General features: G+C 38.3%; 18 protein-coding genes and 1 pseudogene. 17 read left to right on the top strand and 2 right to left on the bottom strand.

All coding sequences use genetic code 11. The features are described 5' to 3' along the window. The first annotated feature begins 7 nt into the window (after positions 1-7). The 9 genes and pseudogenes from cpaB to R2876_04100 all read left to right on the top strand — a co-directional run bounded on the left by cpaB (position 8) and on the right by R2876_04100 (position 6,402). Positions 8-703 (top strand): Flp pilus assembly protein CpaB, encoded by a 696-nt coding sequence (gene cpaB / locus R2876_04140; GenBank protein ID MEZ4357803.1) that lies wholly within the window; start codon positions 8-10, stop codon positions 701-703. Between the two features lie 53 nt (positions 704-756). Continuing rightward, positions 757-1,863: an AAA family ATPase gene (locus tag R2876_04135; protein ID MEZ4357802.1), complete on the top strand. Its 1,107-nt coding sequence runs from the start codon at positions 757-759 to the stop codon at positions 1,861-1,863. Positions 1,864-1,885: 22 nt separating this feature from the next. Continuing rightward, a pseudogene (locus R2876_04130) lies at positions 1,886-3,210 on the top strand (CpaF family protein). Between the two features lie 25 nt (positions 3,211-3,235). Continuing rightward, positions 3,236-4,162 (top strand): type II secretion system F family protein, encoded by a 927-nt coding sequence (locus R2876_04125; GenBank protein MEZ4357801.1) that lies wholly within the window; start codon positions 3,236-3,238, stop codon positions 4,160-4,162. Between the two features lie 14 nt (positions 4,163-4,176). Then, a complete protein-coding gene (locus R2876_04120; protein ID MEZ4357800.1) occupies positions 4,177-4,338 on the top strand; it encodes a hypothetical protein in 162 nt (53 codons plus the stop codon). A 96-nt stretch (positions 4,339-4,434) separates the two neighbouring features. Next, positions 4,435-5,097 (top strand): type II secretion system F family protein, encoded by a 663-nt coding sequence (locus R2876_04115; GenBank protein MEZ4357799.1) that lies wholly within the window; start codon positions 4,435-4,437, stop codon positions 5,095-5,097. 46 nt (positions 5,098-5,143) lie between these two features. Beyond that, a complete protein-coding gene (locus R2876_04110) occupies positions 5,144-5,455 on the top strand; it encodes a DUF192 domain-containing protein (GenBank protein ID MEZ4357798.1) in 312 nt (103 codons plus the stop codon). A 24-nt stretch (positions 5,456-5,479) separates the two neighbouring features. Continuing rightward, positions 5,480-6,103 carry a hypothetical protein gene (locus R2876_04105; GenBank protein MEZ4357797.1) on the top strand — a complete coding sequence of 208 codons (624 nt, stop codon included), beginning with the start codon at positions 5,480-5,482 and terminating at the stop codon, positions 6,101-6,103. 71 nt (positions 6,104-6,174) lie between these two features. Continuing rightward, a complete protein-coding gene (locus R2876_04100; protein ID MEZ4357796.1) occupies positions 6,175-6,402 on the top strand; it encodes a hypothetical protein in 228 nt (75 codons plus the stop codon). A 45-nt stretch (positions 6,403-6,447) separates the two neighbouring features. Here R2876_04100 and R2876_04095 read toward each other — a convergent pair whose 3' ends face one another. Further along, a complete protein-coding gene (locus R2876_04095) occupies positions 6,448-7,878 on the bottom strand; it encodes an MFS transporter (GenBank protein ID MEZ4357795.1) in 1,431 nt (476 codons plus the stop codon). A 233-nt stretch (positions 7,879-8,111) separates the two neighbouring features. Between R2876_04095 and R2876_04090 the strand changes: the two genes are divergently transcribed. The 4 genes from R2876_04090 to R2876_04075 all read left to right on the top strand — a co-directional run bounded on the left by R2876_04090 (position 8,112) and on the right by R2876_04075 (position 12,759). After that, on the top strand, positions 8,112-9,254 hold the full coding sequence (locus R2876_04090; GenBank protein MEZ4357794.1) for an aldo/keto reductase: 1,143 nt from the start codon (positions 8,112-8,114) through the stop codon (positions 9,252-9,254). A 17-nt stretch (positions 9,255-9,271) separates the two neighbouring features. Further along, positions 9,272-10,255: a peptide-methionine (R)-S-oxide reductase MsrB gene (gene msrB, locus R2876_04085; GenBank protein MEZ4357793.1), complete on the top strand. Its 984-nt coding sequence runs from the start codon at positions 9,272-9,274 to the stop codon at positions 10,253-10,255. A gap of 279 nt (positions 10,256-10,534) precedes the next feature. After that, a complete protein-coding gene (locus R2876_04080) occupies positions 10,535-11,773 on the top strand; it encodes a hypothetical protein (GenBank protein ID MEZ4357792.1) in 1,239 nt (412 codons plus the stop codon). 65 nt (positions 11,774-11,838) lie between these two features. Next, the gene (locus R2876_04075; GenBank protein MEZ4357791.1) at positions 11,839-12,759 is read left to right on the top strand and encodes a CorA family divalent cation transporter; all 921 of its coding nucleotides are present in this window, start codon (positions 11,839-11,841) and stop codon (positions 12,757-12,759) included. A gap of 44 nt (positions 12,760-12,803) precedes the next feature. On the opposite strand, the gene epsC is transcribed toward R2876_04075, so the two are convergent. Continuing rightward, complete coding sequence (gene epsC, locus R2876_04070; protein ID MEZ4357790.1) at positions 12,804-13,718, bottom strand: serine O-acetyltransferase EpsC; 915 nt, start codon at positions 13,716-13,718, stop codon at positions 12,804-12,806. A 182-nt stretch (positions 13,719-13,900) separates the two neighbouring features. Here epsC and cysK point away from each other — a divergent pair, with 182 nt between their 5' ends. The 4 genes from cysK (at position 13,901) to R2876_04050 (ending at position 16,000) form a co-directional block, all read left to right on the top strand. After that, on the top strand, positions 13,901-14,833 hold the full coding sequence (gene cysK, locus R2876_04065) for a cysteine synthase A (protein MEZ4357789.1): 933 nt from the start codon (positions 13,901-13,903) through the stop codon (positions 14,831-14,833). A 23-nt stretch (positions 14,834-14,856) separates the two neighbouring features. Continuing rightward, entirely contained in the window at positions 14,857-15,255 is a 399-nt protein-coding gene (locus R2876_04060; protein ID MEZ4357788.1) for a RidA family protein, read from the top strand. Between the two features lie 5 nt (positions 15,256-15,260). Beyond that, positions 15,261-15,686: an RrF2 family transcriptional regulator gene (locus R2876_04055; protein ID MEZ4357787.1), complete on the top strand. Its 426-nt coding sequence runs from the start codon at positions 15,261-15,263 to the stop codon at positions 15,684-15,686. A 161-nt stretch (positions 15,687-15,847) separates the two neighbouring features. After that, the gene (locus tag R2876_04050; protein MEZ4357786.1) at positions 15,848-16,000 is read left to right on the top strand and encodes a hypothetical protein; all 153 of its coding nucleotides are present in this window, start codon (positions 15,848-15,850) and stop codon (positions 15,998-16,000) included. Positions 16,001-16,024 lie beyond the last annotated feature (24 nt).

Genomic DNA, 16,024 nt, shown 5'->3' with positions numbered 1-16,024 from the left:
GGAAAGCTTGAAAAAGATTTATTTGTTTGCAATATGTATGGCTATTATAGTAGGCATTGCTGTCTACTTTTTTGCATCTTCGCTTGAACAAAATATAAATTCTGAGTCAAATGATTTAGGGCAGGTAGTAGTCGCGGTCAGCGATATACCAGCTAATACGCTTATCACAGAAGATATGGTTGAATTAGCTGAGCTGCCGAGCCAAAGTATAAATTACCGTGCAGTTACCAGTTTAGATCAGGTACTAGGCAAGATAACCAAATATCCTTTGCTTACTCAAGAACAGGTACTTTCACCAGACCTTTTGGAAAAGGGAACAGAGAATGGGTCGCTTTCTTATACTTTGGACGATGGGAAAAGGGCTATATCAGTTTCTGTAGACGATGTTTCCGGAGTCTCCGGATACATTGCCCAGGGAGATTTTGTAGATGTGGCTGCAACTGTAATTTTATACGATGAAACGGGGAAAAGCTATACAGCTTCTACTTTAATAGCAGAAAATATACCGGTGCTCAAGACCGGCGTAAAACAGTTAAGTTCTACTGATTCCATAAGTGAAAGCTATACCACTGTAACTCTTTGCGCCACACCGGAACAGGCTTTAAAGATAAACTATGCAGCAACAAACGGCAGTTTATGCCTGATACTTAGACCGGTATTGGATAACAAGGTAGTTAATCCGCCTAATTATCCGTCTTCTTAAATTATGAATTTAAGATTTTAATTTAAATATATTATCAAGGATGGTGCGCGTTAATGGCAAAATACAAGGTATTGGCAGTAGTTAATAGTGAGGAAATGCGCCTTATTCTTCGTCAGGAGATAGCTAATGAAGAAAGCTTAGTTTTGCTGGGCTTTTCTGCTTTAGATAATTCTTTGCTCACTAAAATAAATGGGTATGCTCCTCATATAGTTTTATTGGTCCAGGAAGAGGGAGATACCGGCATGATGGATATTGCACAAAGGATATATCAAGGTTTCCCGGGCTGTGCCGTGGTTCTTCTTAGCAATAAAGTGGACATTACACTGATCAATAATGCTATGCAGGTTGGCATAAGGCAGGTTGTAGATAGTTCAGATTTAAGTACATTGAACGATGCGTTGCTAAAAGCCGCAGTTTTCGAGAGAGGGCGTATAGGCGAGGCCGGGCGCGAACCGCACGTTATTTCTATATATGGAGGCAAAGGGGGAGCAGGGAAGACCACTGTTGCCGTAAATCTCGCTGTCGCACTGGCGCAAACAGGCAGGAGGACAGCTTTGATAGACTTATGCCTGACATTCGGGGACGTTTCAGTGCTTTTAAACATTTCTGCTAAAGATACAATATCAGAGTTAGTACAGGAAAAATCCTCTTTTACTATCGACGATATTAAGAGTTTCAGCATGCAGCATTCAAGTGGGGTAAGCGTTTTAAGTGCCCCATCGTCTCCGGAGCTTGCAGAGTATATAACGCCTAAGCATGTCGAAGCTTTAGTTAATATCATGCGGCCGTATTATGACTTCATAGTACTTGACTTGCCGAGCGATTTAAGTGAAAGCACTTTGACTGCCATAGAAAACTCGGACGATATAGTATTGGTGTCGCGGCTGGACATCCCAAATCTTCGCGCTGCAAAGGCTATGTTTAATATATTTAATAAGCTTCAGCAGGAGGAGAAAGTTTTGTTATTGCTTAACGCAGACCATAAGGCTATTTTAACTCATAAAGACTTCGAAAGGGTTTTGGAACGCCCTATTTCCTTTGTTTTGCCAAACGATGAAAAATCGCTTCAGTTAAGCCAGGAAAGAGGTACCATTTGTTATGGGCATGCCCCGGTCAGCTGTTTCGCAGGGGATGCGGAAATTAGCCAGCCATTGGGTTGAATAAATTTAACAGGAGGGACACATGGGTTTATTAAAGAGATTTGAACAAAATGCCAACGAAACTCCGGTTAAGGAAGGGGCGCAGGAAGCTCCTAAAGCAAAGGCAAATGAAGCTTATTTAAAATTAAAGGAACGTGTATGGGTTAAGACCATAGAAGCCTTAAATAAGGAAAGCAATACAGACGCACAAGTGGTAAAAGACAAACTAGATGAGATTTTGCAATTTGAGGCAGAAGAAGTAACCCGCCCAGAGCGCAACCGCATTGCCACAGAACTGTTTGACGATATTATGGGTTATGGTCCGTTGGAAGTATTATTATCAGACCCTAGCATTACAGAAATTATGGTAAACGGATATGATAAGGTATTCGTTGAAAGGCAAGGAAAACTTCAGCTATCAGATGTGACCTTTAGAGACCAAACGCATGTGTTAAACGTTATAGACAGGATAGTTTCGTCTATTGGAAGACATGTTGACGAGGCGAGCCCTATGGTAGATGCAAGGCTCAAGGACGGTTCTAGGGTAAACGTTATTTTACCGCCGCTATCTCTTGTGGGGCCGGTAATTACGATACGAAAATTCTCTAAAACCCCATATACTGCTAAGGACCTTATTAACTTTGAATCTGTTTCTCCTAAAATGATGAGTTTTCTCGAGGCTTGTGTAAAAGGCCGGTTGAATATAATCGTATCCGGCGGAACAGGAAGCGGAAAAACGACTCTATTAAACGTATTATCAGGTTTTATATCCGGGAATAGGCGTATAGTTACCATAGAAGATGCCGCAGGGTACAGCTAAACCAGGCACATGTAGTTACACTTGAAAGCCGCCCTGCAAATACAGAAGGAAAGGGGCGGGTTAATATCAGGGATTTAGTGCGAAATGCACTTAGGATGCGACCAGACCGTATTATTGTCGGTGAGGTGCGTTCCAGCGAGGCGCTTGATATGCTTCAAGCAATGAATACGGGACATGATGGTTCTATTACCACTGCGCATGCAAATTCGCCCAGAGACACGATAGCCCGTATTGAGACCATGGTTTTAATGGCAGGCATGGATCTGCCTCTTTTTGCCATTAGAAACCAGATAGCATCTGCCGTTGACATAATAGTTCAGCAATCCAGGTTACGGGACGGGACACGTAGGATTACCAATATAACAGAGGTCACCGGTATGGAAGGGGACGTAGTGAGCATGCAGGATTTATTTGTCTTTGAAACGCAAGGACAGATGGATAGCCTGGGACGGTTTAAAGGGCATTTTAAAAGCACTGGCATACGACCGCAGTGCTTAGATAAAATAAGGAATAACGGCATAGCCATTTTTGAAGAGTGGTTTAGCTAAATATTAGTGAAGAGGTGGCTTTAGGATGCAAAATATAATACTGGCTGTTTTAGCTGCATTATTCATATTTTTTGTTATTATTTTTGTACTTGCATTTATAAAAAGGGATAAAATCAGAATAAAGCAACGTCTCGGGGCCATCGCAGGCACCGAAAACAAGCCGCATCCAGTTAAGAATAAAAAAAAGAGCGAGAGAAAAAGAAACCCGGTATCCAAGGTATTTGCAGAAGAACTTTCTTCAAGCGGGATACGTATGCGGCCAGAAGAATTTTTGACAATTTGGATACTTGCTACAACTTTACCGGGAGGGATACTGTTACTTTTAGGCGCACATCCTATCACTATCTTCGCTATAGTAATTTTGGGTATTTTGTCTCCGATTATTATAGTAAAACGGGCTAAAGACAAGCGCCTTATACTTTTTGAAAAGCAACTTGGCGATGCATTGCTGTTAATGAGCAATTGCCTGCGCGCAGGGCTTACTTTCCAGCAGGCTATGAACAATATTGCACAGGAAATGCCAGATCCTATTGCCAAAGAGTTTGACCGCACGATAAGAGAAATTCAATTTGGCGGTAATATCGACACGGCTTTGGCGAACATGGTTCAAAGGGTCAAGAGCACGGACCTTATGCTTACGATATCAGCCATTCAAATCCAGCGCCAGGTAGGTGGTAATTTGATGGAGATTTTAGAAAATATTTCGGTCACAATAAAAGAAAGGCTTAAGTTAAAAGACGATATAAGGGTAATGACTGCATCCGGACGTATAAGCAGCGTGGTTGTCGGCCTTATCCCGGTGTTTATAGGCGGGCTGCTTATGATCATAAATCCAGCTTATATAAAGACTTTCTTTGATACTACGATGGGCATAGGCATGTTGATTACCGCTACGGTAATGGAACTGATAGGCTTTATCATCATTAAGAAAATAGTTACTGTTAAATACTAAAAGGAGAAGTTATAGTGGTATTTTTAATTATAAGTTCATCAGTTTTCGCGCTGTTTATTACTTTAATATGTTTTTCCGGCAAAATAAGAAGGGAAATGACAAAAAAACAGCAGCTTAGACATATGCACAGGGAGACCGTGTATGTTGATGAAGAGCTTGAAAAAAGCTTTTACTAAGATATATTGAGCCGGCTTTAAAAATGCTGCTGTCTCAATTTTCAAAAGATTTTTAAAGGCTTAAACAAGGACTTGGCTAAAAATAAAAGCCGTAATATGCAGTTGGAAAAAGATCTGCATATGGCGGGCATTAACCTCCCTGTTCATGAATTTATGTTTCTTAAAACTATGAGCAGTGTCGGAATACTTTTCTTAGGTATTTTTACCGTTTTAATTTTAAACGTAGACGCACAGATCAAACTGCTTATAATACTGTTCGCAGCTATTGCCGCAATTCTGGCTCCGCGTTATTTCATTAAATCCAGGGTAAAGATAAGGCAGCTTAATATACAAAACCAGATGCCGAATATTATGGACCTTCTTAGTGTCAGCATAGAGGCGGGGCTTAGCTTTGATTCGTCACTGTTAAAAGTTATAGACCGGTTCAGCGGACCTCTTGTCGACGAGCTTAATCAGGTGTATAGAGAGGTACAGATGGGGAGGCCAAGGAGAGAAGCGTTGTCTGCCTTAAGCCAGAGAAGCAACGTTTCCGAGCTTCAGACTTTTGCATCGGCTGTCGTGCAGTCTGAACAATACGGAACGCCAATGAAAAACGTACTTCGATCACAGGCGCAGCAGCTTAGAATAAATAGGAGGCAACTGGCTCAGGAAAAAGGGATGAAAGCCCCGGTACGCATGATGCTGCCAATGGTAATATTCATATTCCCGGTTATTTTCATTATATTGCTTGGGCCGACAATAATTAATGTACTTAAATAAGGCGGGGAAAATGCATTTAAGTGTATATTACAAGGAAAAGTTAATTTTGGATAAGGTAAACATTGCACAGTCAGTTTTTTCGCGTTTTAAGGGACTTATAGGCAAAAAAGGACTTTTGCCGGGCGAAGGGCTGATTATAAAACCTTGTAAACAAGTACATACATTTTATATGCGTTTTCCCTTAGATATTTTATTTGTTGATAAAAAAATGCAAATATTACATATTGAAACTTTGGAGCCTGGTAAGGTGGGGAAATTTGTGAGTAAGGCTCACTTTGTTTTGGAAGTGCCGGTAGGCACTGCCAACGATTTTGGAATATTTACAGGAGATTATTTGAAGATAGAGCAGTTAATTTAAGTAGGAAATGGAGGTTTAACGCTTATGAAGACAGATGATTTTCTGGGACAGATAAGGGAAGGGCAAGTTAAAGAAGAGGCCTTAAAAAAATATTTAGGAACATACCGTACAAAAGACGTAGATCAATATATCGAGAAGTTATTAAGCAGGATCCAGAGTATGGAGGCTATGTATAACGAAAGATATGATGAGATGCGTACGAATATTTTTGGTATAACAAAAGAACGAGACGAGCAAATAGAAAAGGTAAAGGCACTTCAAGAAATTGTAAAAGATACTTCTAAGTATCTAGAAAAAAAGGGGCTGATAGCTTTATCTAAAGAGGAATACAATGCTATAAAGAGTGCAGAAGAAAAGCTTAAACACGATCTTTCTTCTTTAAACGAAAAGCAAAAAACACTTAAAAATGAAAATGAAAAGTTAAGTAATGAACTTAACGAAAAGCAAAGAAATCATGCTGATATAAAGGATAAGATAAAAATAATTGAGCAGCTAAATAATGAAATAAATTCTTTAACTAAAGAAAATGACGAACTTAAATTAAAATTTAAGGCTCAGAAAGCAAATGAAGAAACCTTTAAAGGGCAGATCGAATCAGCGGTTAAAGAGGCAAAAGATCAAGCAAAATGCTTGAAAAGAAAAGAATAAGTTTGAAACTCTTACTCAGCAATATCAATTAATTAAAGGGATGAATGAACAGCTTATTCAAGAAAGGAGTGGTGAAAAAAGAAATCGCAAAGCAGCAGGAACATTTCGAAGATGAGCAAAAGGCTATCATAAAAAGATACAGGGAGATATTCTATAACCAGCGGGAATGCTTAAAACGCTTACAGGAAAGCTTTTTAACTTCAGTTAGATATATGGAAAACCTTATAGAAGGGGATACGGTAAAACATCTTCATTTAAAGGAGATAAATAAAAAAGATCAGTATAAAAGCCTAGTTTAATAAAAAAGCGCCTTAAAAACTAAGGCGCTTTTTTATTCATGTATTTTAGTCGGGCTGTGATTCAAGCATTTTTGCCGTTTTTACTTTTCCCTTTGTAAGTGATGCCACGGCCGCAATTAACGCGATTATGCTTGCGGCGATAAAGGTAATACGAAGTGCATAGATAAAAGAATACTGAGTGACAAGTTCTTGTAAAAGTCCTTCATTTGTATACAATACATTGGCGCGGTTTGAGAAGAAGGAGAATAATGCGCCGGAAATCCCTACGCCAGTAACCATGCCGATATTTCTTGCAGTTGCAAGCATGCCGGATGCAATTCCTCTATTTACTACCGGTACATGATTCATTATAGCGCTGTTATTAGGTGTTTGGAACATTCCAAATCCAATGCCGGTTATTATCATACACATTATTATATACCAAATAGGTGTAGATACATTTAAATAGCTTAAAAGGAAAAGTCCTATAGCCATAATCCCTACTCCTGCAGAACTTATGAAACGGGTGTCGAACCTATCCGATATATATCCAGCGGCAGGAGCGACTATCAATACTGCAAGAGGCATGGGAATGTAGAGCAGCCCTGACATGGCAGGGGTAAAGAGCCGGACAGTCTGCAAATAAAACGGTATCAAAAAGATCATTATATACTGTGCCATGTAACTAAACAGAGCCGCAGAGAGGCTTGCTGAAAAGACACGGTTATTAAACAGCTTTAAGTTTAACATAGGGTATTTGGTTTTTTTCTCATATTGTACGAAAATAACAGCCAATATTACACCGGATATAAGCATTGCAGCTACGAGGTAACGGTTCATTCCTTCATTTAATTGGTCTAGAGGGAGTAATATAAAAAATAGCGCTGCAAATATAAGAACGCTTCCCGGTATGTCCAATGGCGCGGCAGGAGCTTTTTTATCTGAAGGTATGAATTTAACAGCAAGAAATATACCGATTATTCCGATAGGTACGTTTATATAAAATATGCTTTGCCAGCCAAGTGTACCGGCGAGAGTACCGCCGAGGACAGGGCCGGTAGAAAGCGCGACGGCAACGGCAATTGCAGTTACGCTAAGCGCTTTACCGCGGTTTTTTGCAGGGACATGCTGTGTTATAATAGCTGAATTTGTAGAAAACATCATGCCAGCACCAATAGCTTGCAAAACACGAAGAGCAATAAGCATTTCTGCAGATTTGGAAAGCCCGCAAAGTGCGGACCCTATAGTAAATATAGCAAAACCTGTTATGTAAACGCGTTTTTGCCCATATAGATCTGATAAACGCCCGAAAAACAGCAATATACTGCTGACTACCATTAGATATGCTGCTATAACCCACTCCACAGTTGCCAGAGGCACGTCGAAATAGCTTTTTATTACTGGTATAGCAATGTTGACAACGCTTGAGTCTAATGCGGACATAAAGGTGCCAAGTGCTACTGAAAATAGCATCAAACCTATTTTTTCATTTTTCATTTTATGTTAAATTCCTTCCGAAACATAGATTATCTAAATGTACTTTACATCATACTTTAAGCACGAGGGCTGGGTTTGTCAATACATAGTATCATCCTAAATCATTTTATATTACATTGCATAAAATATATTTTAACACTATATGTTATAATGTTTCTATAGATATTATAATATAATTATTAATACATGGTTTAATATAAAAAATAATAATAAGATAACGGGAGGAATAAGTAATGCAGTATAGAAGATTTGGTAAAACGAATGAGATGGTTTCAGCCTTGGGGTTCGGTTGCATGAGGCTTCCTCTTATTCCGGGCGGTGACACGACAAAGATCGATGAAAAAAAAGCTACTGAGCTTATCAGGTATGCCATTGATAACGGAGTTAACTATATAGATACAGCGTATACATATCATGGTACGGGTATGGCAAAAGGGGGCGAGAGCGAGCCATTTGTCGGCAGAGTTTTAAAAGATGGCTATCGTGAGAAGGTAAATCTGGCTACTAAGCTTCCAAGTTGGCTTATTAATAGCCGAGAAGATATGGATAAATACTTAAACGAACAGTTGAAACGGCTAGATACTGATTTTATAGATTTTTATCTTGTTCATTCTCTTAATAAAACGCATTTTGATAACGTGAAAAAGTTGGGTGTGGGCGAGTTTTTGGATAAGGCGATAAAAGACGGAAGGATAAAGTATGCGGGATTTTCTTTTCATGACAATAATGAGACGTTTAATGAAATAGTAGATTTTTACGATTGGTCTTTTTGCCAGATACAATATAATTATTTAGACGAGGATTTTCAAGCAGGGATAAAAGGCCTAAGGTATGCAGCAAAAAAAGACTTGGGCATTACGATAATGGAGCCTTTAAGGGGAGGAAAACTCGCCGAAGGAATTCCCAAAGAAGTTGAAAACGTTTTTGGCAAGGCCAATATAAAGAGAAGCCCGGCCAGCTGGGCCCTAAGATGGGTATGGAATCATCCACAAGTATCTACGTTGTTAAGCGGTATGAACTCAATGGATCAATTAACTGAAAATTTGGATATAGCTAATGATGCAAAGCCAAATTCTTTATCGGAGGAAGAGTTAAGAACTATTAAAGAAGCAAAAAATGCATTTATATCAAGGACGCGGGTCAACTGTACGGCGTGTGGATACTGTATGCCATGCCCTTCCGGAGTGAATATTCCGGCTTGTTTTAACTTATACAATAACTATCATATATTCGGAAGAGAAGACGAGTATAACTTCTTTATTGGACCAAAGCACAGGGCGTCTTGCTGTGTTGAATGCGGAAAGTGTGAAACACATTGCCCGCAGGGCATTTCAATACGAGAAGAACTGAAAAAAGTAAAGGCGCTATTTGAATAAACCAATGAGGTAATAGTATGAGCAATGAAAATAGGATTTTAAAGGAAATATACCTTGCTGGAGGCTGTTTTTGGGGCGTAGAAAAGTATATTTCAAATATTTACGGCGTTGTTAAAACCGAAGTTGGATATGCGAACGGAAACACTGAAAATCCCACGTATGAAGAAGTCTGTTACAAAGATACAGGACATGCTGAGGTCGTTAAAGTTATTTATGATGCTGATTTGATAAGCCTTAAATTTTTACTTAAGCTTTTTTATGAGGTTATAGACCCGGTGTCTTTAAACCGCCAGGGAAACGACGTCGGCATACAGTACCGCACCGGAGTATATTATGTAGACGATGCCGATAGGAAAGTAATAGAAGACTCTATGAATGAATTAAAGAGAAGTCTTAATAAACCAATCGCTATTGAAGTTTTAAAACTTAAAAATTTTTACCGGGCAGAGGAATACCATCAAAAATATCTGGATAAAAATCCTTATGGTTACTGCCATATTAACTTAAAACACTTTGAAAAAGCAAAGCAATCAAGAGACTTAAGCCTAAAATATGGCCCGCGCTCCAAAGAAAAACTTAAAGAGACGCTCACTAAAATGCAATATGATGTAACGCAGCATAGCGTAACCGAACCGCCTTTTGCAAACGAATATTACGATAACTTCAAGGAAGGCATCTATGTAGACGTAACGACAGGAGAACCGCTTTTTGTCTCGAGTGACAAGTTTGATTCAGGATGCGGATGGCCAAGTTTTTCAAAACCAATAGATTCAAGTTTGATCAAGGAACTGCCCGACAACTCATACGGTATGAGGCGTTTGGAAGTAAGAAGCAAAACGGGAGATGCCCACTTAGGGCATGTCTTTACCGATGGCCCTGATTCATTAGGGGGCTTAAGGTATTGTATAAACAGTGCTTCACTTAGATTTATACCACTGGAACAGATGGAAGAAGAGGGCTACGGGGATTTTATATACTTTATAAAGAACAGGAAAAATTAAAAGATATTTGGTTTTTTATAAGTACTATTTAAATGCCATTTGTTTGACATGTCTTCGAATCTGCCTTAGAATAAAGGTGCGTTAAAGCCTAATTTTTTATGAACGGCAGACCATAACTAGGTAAATTCGTAACTTCGGCATGCTTATTAAATCCGATCCGACGGCTAATCTCGTAAGCATTGATAAAGGCATTTTTGAATATTATTTTAGTTTTTTATGCGCTTGCGATCTTTCGCATGCGTTTTGATTTTTATTTATTTTTTGGAGGTGAACATTAGGATGCATGAAACTAACATTGTTAATTTAGGTATAGGTTTTGCAACAGGGAGAAAAAGCTTTCAAAGGGTTTTAAAAACATATATTTACAACTGGAAGGAAAGCGGGCTGACTACAGACCAAAAAGTTAAATTAAATCTATTGATTGCTTATGATGTAAAATATTCAAATACCAAAAGAACCGATTATACTAATATAAATAATGATCTGTTAAGCATGATCGACGAGGTGTTTTTTATAGGAAGGGAAAAGATAAGGCAGGAGATAGATTTTCTGGTTGGAAATAACGTCGTCGATTTAAATGAGGCAAAGCGTTTCTTTTGCGGCGGGTATTCCGGCCAGCGTAATTCCGTTATTTATTTTGCTATAAAGAATAAAATAGACTATTTAGTTTTTTTAGATGATGATGAATACCCTATAGCAGTAACCAAAACCAGGCACACAGCACTTTGGAGCGGGCAGCATGTTTTAAATACCCACCTGCATTATATAAAAAATGCAGATATAACGCATGGCTACCATTGCGGTTATATCTCTCCGATACCATATATTAGATTTGATGATGTTTTAACAGAAGCTGATTTTAGGATGTTTATTGAAGCAATAAGCAACGATATAGTCAATTGGGATACGATTAAAACGGTTATGAACAACGGCGGTGCGACATATGCAGATACAAGCGTGCTGATCAAAGATACAGCAGAAGAAGTAGAAGAGGTAAACAGGGCAAAATTTATTTCCGGCGCTAATTTATGTATCAATTTAACAGAACCTGAACGTGTCAATGCCTTTTATAATCCTCCTGGTGCCAGGGGGGAAGACACGTTTTTAAGTACGACTCTAAGCAACCGAAAAGTCTTGAAAGTGCCATGTTATACCTTCCACGATGGGTTTAGTACATATAACCATTTATTAGACGGAGTACTTCCGATTAAATTAAAATCGGCAACAGCAGATTCTAAAGCGATAGTATTGAGGTTTTACCGGGCTTGCATTGGCTGGATAAGGTATAAACCATTGTTCCTTTACATAACTAAGAGGGAAAATTACTTAAATGAAATAGAAAAAATCAGATCGAAATTAGAAATTACCATACCTAAAGTCTGTGAATTTTTTGAAAATGAAAATTTTAAAAATATATATAAAGAATTAGAACGGTATCATAGAAATGTCGAAAAACATTATGCCGATTTTCAAGATGCACAGAACATATGGGGAAAAATTAAAGATTTTATAGATTAACGTATCGCTATTAAAGTAAATATAAAGTATAATAATATAAAGTTGAAGATAAGGATGATATAAATATGCTGTATTCAATTGATAACGGTAAAGTATATGAAGCAGATATTAAAAATGTAACCATAACAGATCAGCATAAATACTTCGGTTTTATAAGCTACGACAAGAGTGAAACAGTATTGCAAAAATTTGGATTTAACGGCAGGTTACTAAAGGATTTGGCCGGGAACAACGCTATGGCATTTGAAAACCATGAAGGATTTGATTTTATTTGTGTAAATGTACTAAACCGTAAGACTTTAGCCGCTCAGACAGAGAGAGTATATATATATGTACGCAAAGAAGTAATACTATTTATATCTAAAAATGTTACTTTACTTGAAAAAATGATGCGTAAAGTAATAGATAACGAGAGTTTAAATACAGGATTTAACAGGATATTAAGCACTTTTTTTGAAAAGCTGACTGCTAATGATGTGAATGTGCTTGAAAAAATAGAACAGGAAATTTCTAATTTAGAAAATGCACTCATTGCTTCTAAAAAAAGAGACTGCGTTAAAGAAATAATATCTTTACGTAAAAGGCTGATGGCGTTTAAGCGATATTACGAACAGCTTCTAGACGTATTGGATGAATTGCAGGAAAATGAAAACAGTATCCTTAATGAAAATTCGCTTAGGTATTTTAAAATCTATACTAACAGGGTAGACCGCCTGTACCATAATATCTTAAACCTTAGAGACTATGTAACACAGGTCCGCGAGGCCTACCAGGCAGAAGTGGATATAGGATTAAACAATATAATGAAAATATTTACGGTAATTACTGCAATCTTCCTGCCGCTTACTCTTCTTGTCGGCTGGTACGGGATGAACTTGCAGATGCCTGAGTTTAAATGGCCGCTAGGATATCCTTTAGTTATAGTTTTGTCAGTTGCTATAGTCGTGTTTTGCCTTACATACTTTAAAAAGCACAAGTGGTTCTAAATATTGCTTATTAATTTAAAAGCCGCTAATTTAGCGGCTTTTTATTATACGTTATTTGTTTTTTGTTTTATAAAAGGTTCTGGCTGGGTGTTAAATACACTTGAATGGGGAGGGATAGATTTAGTAAGCCAGACGTTTCCGCCTATAACCGAGTGATGCCCAATTTCTATGTTGCCTAAAATCGTTGCACCGGAGTATATAATGACATTGTCTCTTATATCCGGATGGCGCTTAATGCCTTTTATCGGGCGCCCGTGTTCGTCTAACGGAAAACTCTTTGCGCCAAGTGTTACACCTTGATATAGCTTTACATTATTTCCTATGGTGCAAGTTTCACCTATAACGACGCCTGTACCATGGTCTATAAAAAAGCTGTTTCCTATAGTAGCATTCGGGTGTATGTCTATTCCAGTGATAGTATGCGCGTATTCTGTCATTATGCGGGGGATTATAGGTATATTAAGGGTAGCTATCAAATGAGCTATACGAAAGATGCTTATAGCCTCGAGAGATGGATAACTTAAAATTATCTCTTCAAATGATTTAGCAGCCGGGTCGCCTTCGTATGCCGCCTTTATATCGGAATCAAGAGTTTTTCTTACCTCAATCAATCCTTCAAAAGTCTTTATTGTTAATTGTTCCGCCATTTTTATGCAATCTTCCTGGCTTTTGAATTTAACACATTCATGAACAAGTATGCTTTTGATTATTTTAAAAAGGTTAGATGATGCTACCTTCATTTTATCTTCTATAACGGTATTGAGTTCTGAATCATCAATAGGCTGGTTATCGTAAACACCGGGCAAAATCAAAGAACGCAGCTCTTTTAAGATATCTATGATTTGGGCACGCGTCGTATAATTAAGTACTTTATTCCCAAGAAGGCTTTTCCTGTTTTCATCTGCCAAAACTGAAGAAACTTCTTTTGAGTTTTTATTGAGCCAGTCTTTTAAGTCCATTGAAAAATTCTCCTTTTATACCCCATAATATTAGCTTAATGATAAGTTAAAAGAAGACCATTGTCAACAAACATATAATTCATATAGAAAAAATAAGAATACTGATTGACAAGTGGGAACCTTGACAATATAATCATATTAAACATATATGAATTAATTTTAGTTTAACGGAGGCTATACCTGTGTCTAGAGTATTTAAAAGTTTAACAGATCTAATCGGAAAAACACCGCTTATGGAGCTTGTAAATTATGAAAAGGCCCATAATCTAAGTGCTGCGATCCTGGCGAAACTCGAGTATTTTAACCCAGCTGGCAGTGTAAAGGACAGGATCGCAAAGGCAATGATAGAAGATGCAGAAAAAAGAGGTATGCTAAAAAAAGGCTGTGTAATTATAGAGCCGACAAGCGGAAATACCGGTATTGGCCTTGCCGCAGTAGCAACTGCAAGAGGATACCGCATAATACTTACTATGCCGGAAACCATGAGCATTGAAAGGCGAAACCTATTAAAGGCCTATGGAGCCGAGATTGTATTGACTAAAGGGGAGAAAGGCATGAAAGGGGCAATAGAAAAAGCTCAGGAACTTTCAAGCCAAATACAAAACTCATTTATCCCCGGGCAATTTGTAAATCCGGCTAACCCAAAAGCCCATGAGATGACTACAGGCCCGGAAATATGGGATGATACAGCTGGGAAAGTAGATTTTTTTGTTGCAGGTGTTGGTACGGGCGGCACAATAACAGGGGCCGGCAAGTTCTTAAAAACTAAAAACCAAAATATAAAAGTTATAGCGGTAGAACCGGCAGATTCACCTGTATTGTCGGGCGGAAAGGCAGGCCCGCATAAGATACAGGGAATAGGAGCTGGCTTTGTACCGAAAGTTTTAGATACGTTTGTTTATGATGAGATTATAAAAGCCAAGAGTGAAGATGCGTTTGCAGCCAGCAGGGAACTTTCTAAGGAGGAAGGCCTGTTAGTTGGAATTTCCTCTGGGGCGGCTTTATGGGCAGCAACTGAAATAGCAAGAAGGCCGGAAAATTCAGGGAAGACGATTGTAGTTATACTGCCAGATACTGGCGAGAGATATTTGTCTACGCCGTTATTCAGCGAATAATTATAAATTAAAGGTTTTAAATGATGAAAAAAGAAGAGATAAGAACTAAGGAAGCACCAGAAGCTATTGGCCCTTACTCCCAGGGAGTAAAAGCAGGCAATATGTTATTTACATCGGGGCAGATACCAATAGATCCAAAAAGCGGACAAATCGCCGGCGACGATATTATTTCCCAAGCAAAATGTGTTTTTGAAAACCTGGGTGCTATTCTTAAGGCGGCCGGAGCCTCATTGTCAGATGTAATTAAGACTACTGTTTATTTAAAAGACTTAAACGATTTTGCAAATGTCAATGAAGTCTATACGTCTTATTTTAAAGAGCCGTATCCTGCCAGGTCATGCGTCCAGGTGGCAAAGTTACCTAAAGACGTACTTATAGAAATAGATGCTATTGCAGTAATAAGCTTAAAAATAGAAAGGTAAACAAGATGAAAGTATCGACAAGGGGACGTTATGCTTTAAGGCTTATGTTAGATTTAGCTATGAATGGCAATGATGGTTACGTTACTATTAAAAGCATTTCAATAAGGCAGGGCATATCTGACAAATATTTAGAGCAAATAATAACCGTATTAAGCAGGGCAGGATTTGTAAAGAGCGCACGTGGGGCTCAAGGCGGGTATAAATTATCGCGGCCTCCAAAAGACTATACTGCCGGTATGATACTAAGGCTTATAGAAGGCAGCCTTGCGCCTGTTACATGCATGCAAAGCGGGGAGAATACCTGCCCGAGATCATTAAAATGCGCAACACTTGAACTTTGGGAACAGTTAAACGAAGCAATAAACGGTGTTATCGACAATGTAACGCTGGCTGATTTAGTAAAAAGACAATATGCTCTTGATTCACTTTGATAAGCACAGGATGTGTTATATGCGATTTAGAAAAACTATAAAATGATGTTTAAAATTATATAAATATACTGTTAAAATATTTTAAATTAGATTGATAAAACGATTAAAAGTAGCCTATATGTGCAAAATATAATTAAAAGCCAAAAGAAGGTGAAAGATCGTTGAAGAAGTATAAAAAATCGAAAAACAAAAAAGACTCTGAATCTCAGCTCGCGATAGATGATGATGAAACACAACATTTTGATGATGAGATAGGGATGCCGGAGGACGTACGTGTGATACACAGCGGAGAAGCAAACCCGCATGACGGATAGTTTTCATCCGGCATAATAAGAGAA

The sequence above is a fragment of the Eubacteriales bacterium genome, from assembly GCA_041390245.1.
Lineage (GTDB): Bacteria > Bacillota > Clostridia > Christensenellales > JAWKQI01 > JAWKQI01.
The sequence above is the reverse complement of the archived record's forward strand: the minus strand, read 5'-3'. Positions and strand labels throughout refer to the sequence as shown.

Excerpts from the sequence above, each read along its gene's own strand:
- epsC (MEZ4357790.1), bottom strand. The coding sequence starts at position 13,718 with ATGGACTTAAAAGACTGGCTCAATAAAAACTCAAAAGAAGTTTCTTCA.
- R2876_04105 (MEZ4357797.1), top strand. The coding sequence starts at position 5,480 with ATGAAGACAGATGATTTTCTGGGACAGATAAGGGAAGGGCAAGTTAAA.
- R2876_04095 (MEZ4357795.1), bottom strand. The coding sequence starts at position 7,878 with ATGAAAAATGAAAAAATAGGTTTGATGCTATTTTCAGTAGCACTTGGC.
- R2876_04075 (MEZ4357791.1), top strand. The coding sequence starts at position 11,839 with ATGCTGTATTCAATTGATAACGGTAAAGTATATGAAGCAGATATTAAA.
- msrB (MEZ4357793.1), top strand. The coding sequence starts at position 9,272 with ATGAGCAATGAAAATAGGATTTTAAAGGAAATATACCTTGCTGGAGGC.
- R2876_04080 (MEZ4357792.1), top strand. The coding sequence starts at position 10,535 with ATGCATGAAACTAACATTGTTAATTTAGGTATAGGTTTTGCAACAGGG.
- R2876_04135 (MEZ4357802.1), top strand. The coding sequence starts at position 757 with ATGGCAAAATACAAGGTATTGGCAGTAGTTAATAGTGAGGAAATGCGC.
- R2876_04125 (MEZ4357801.1), top strand. The coding sequence starts at position 3,236 with ATGCAAAATATAATACTGGCTGTTTTAGCTGCATTATTCATATTTTTT.
- R2876_04055 (MEZ4357787.1), top strand. The coding sequence starts at position 15,261 with ATGAAAGTATCGACAAGGGGACGTTATGCTTTAAGGCTTATGTTAGAT.
- R2876_04115 (MEZ4357799.1), top strand. The coding sequence starts at position 4,435 with ATGCAGTTGGAAAAAGATCTGCATATGGCGGGCATTAACCTCCCTGTT.
- R2876_04090 (MEZ4357794.1), top strand. The coding sequence starts at position 8,112 with ATGCAGTATAGAAGATTTGGTAAAACGAATGAGATGGTTTCAGCCTTG.
- R2876_04060 (MEZ4357788.1), top strand. The coding sequence starts at position 14,857 with ATGAAAAAAGAAGAGATAAGAACTAAGGAAGCACCAGAAGCTATTGGC.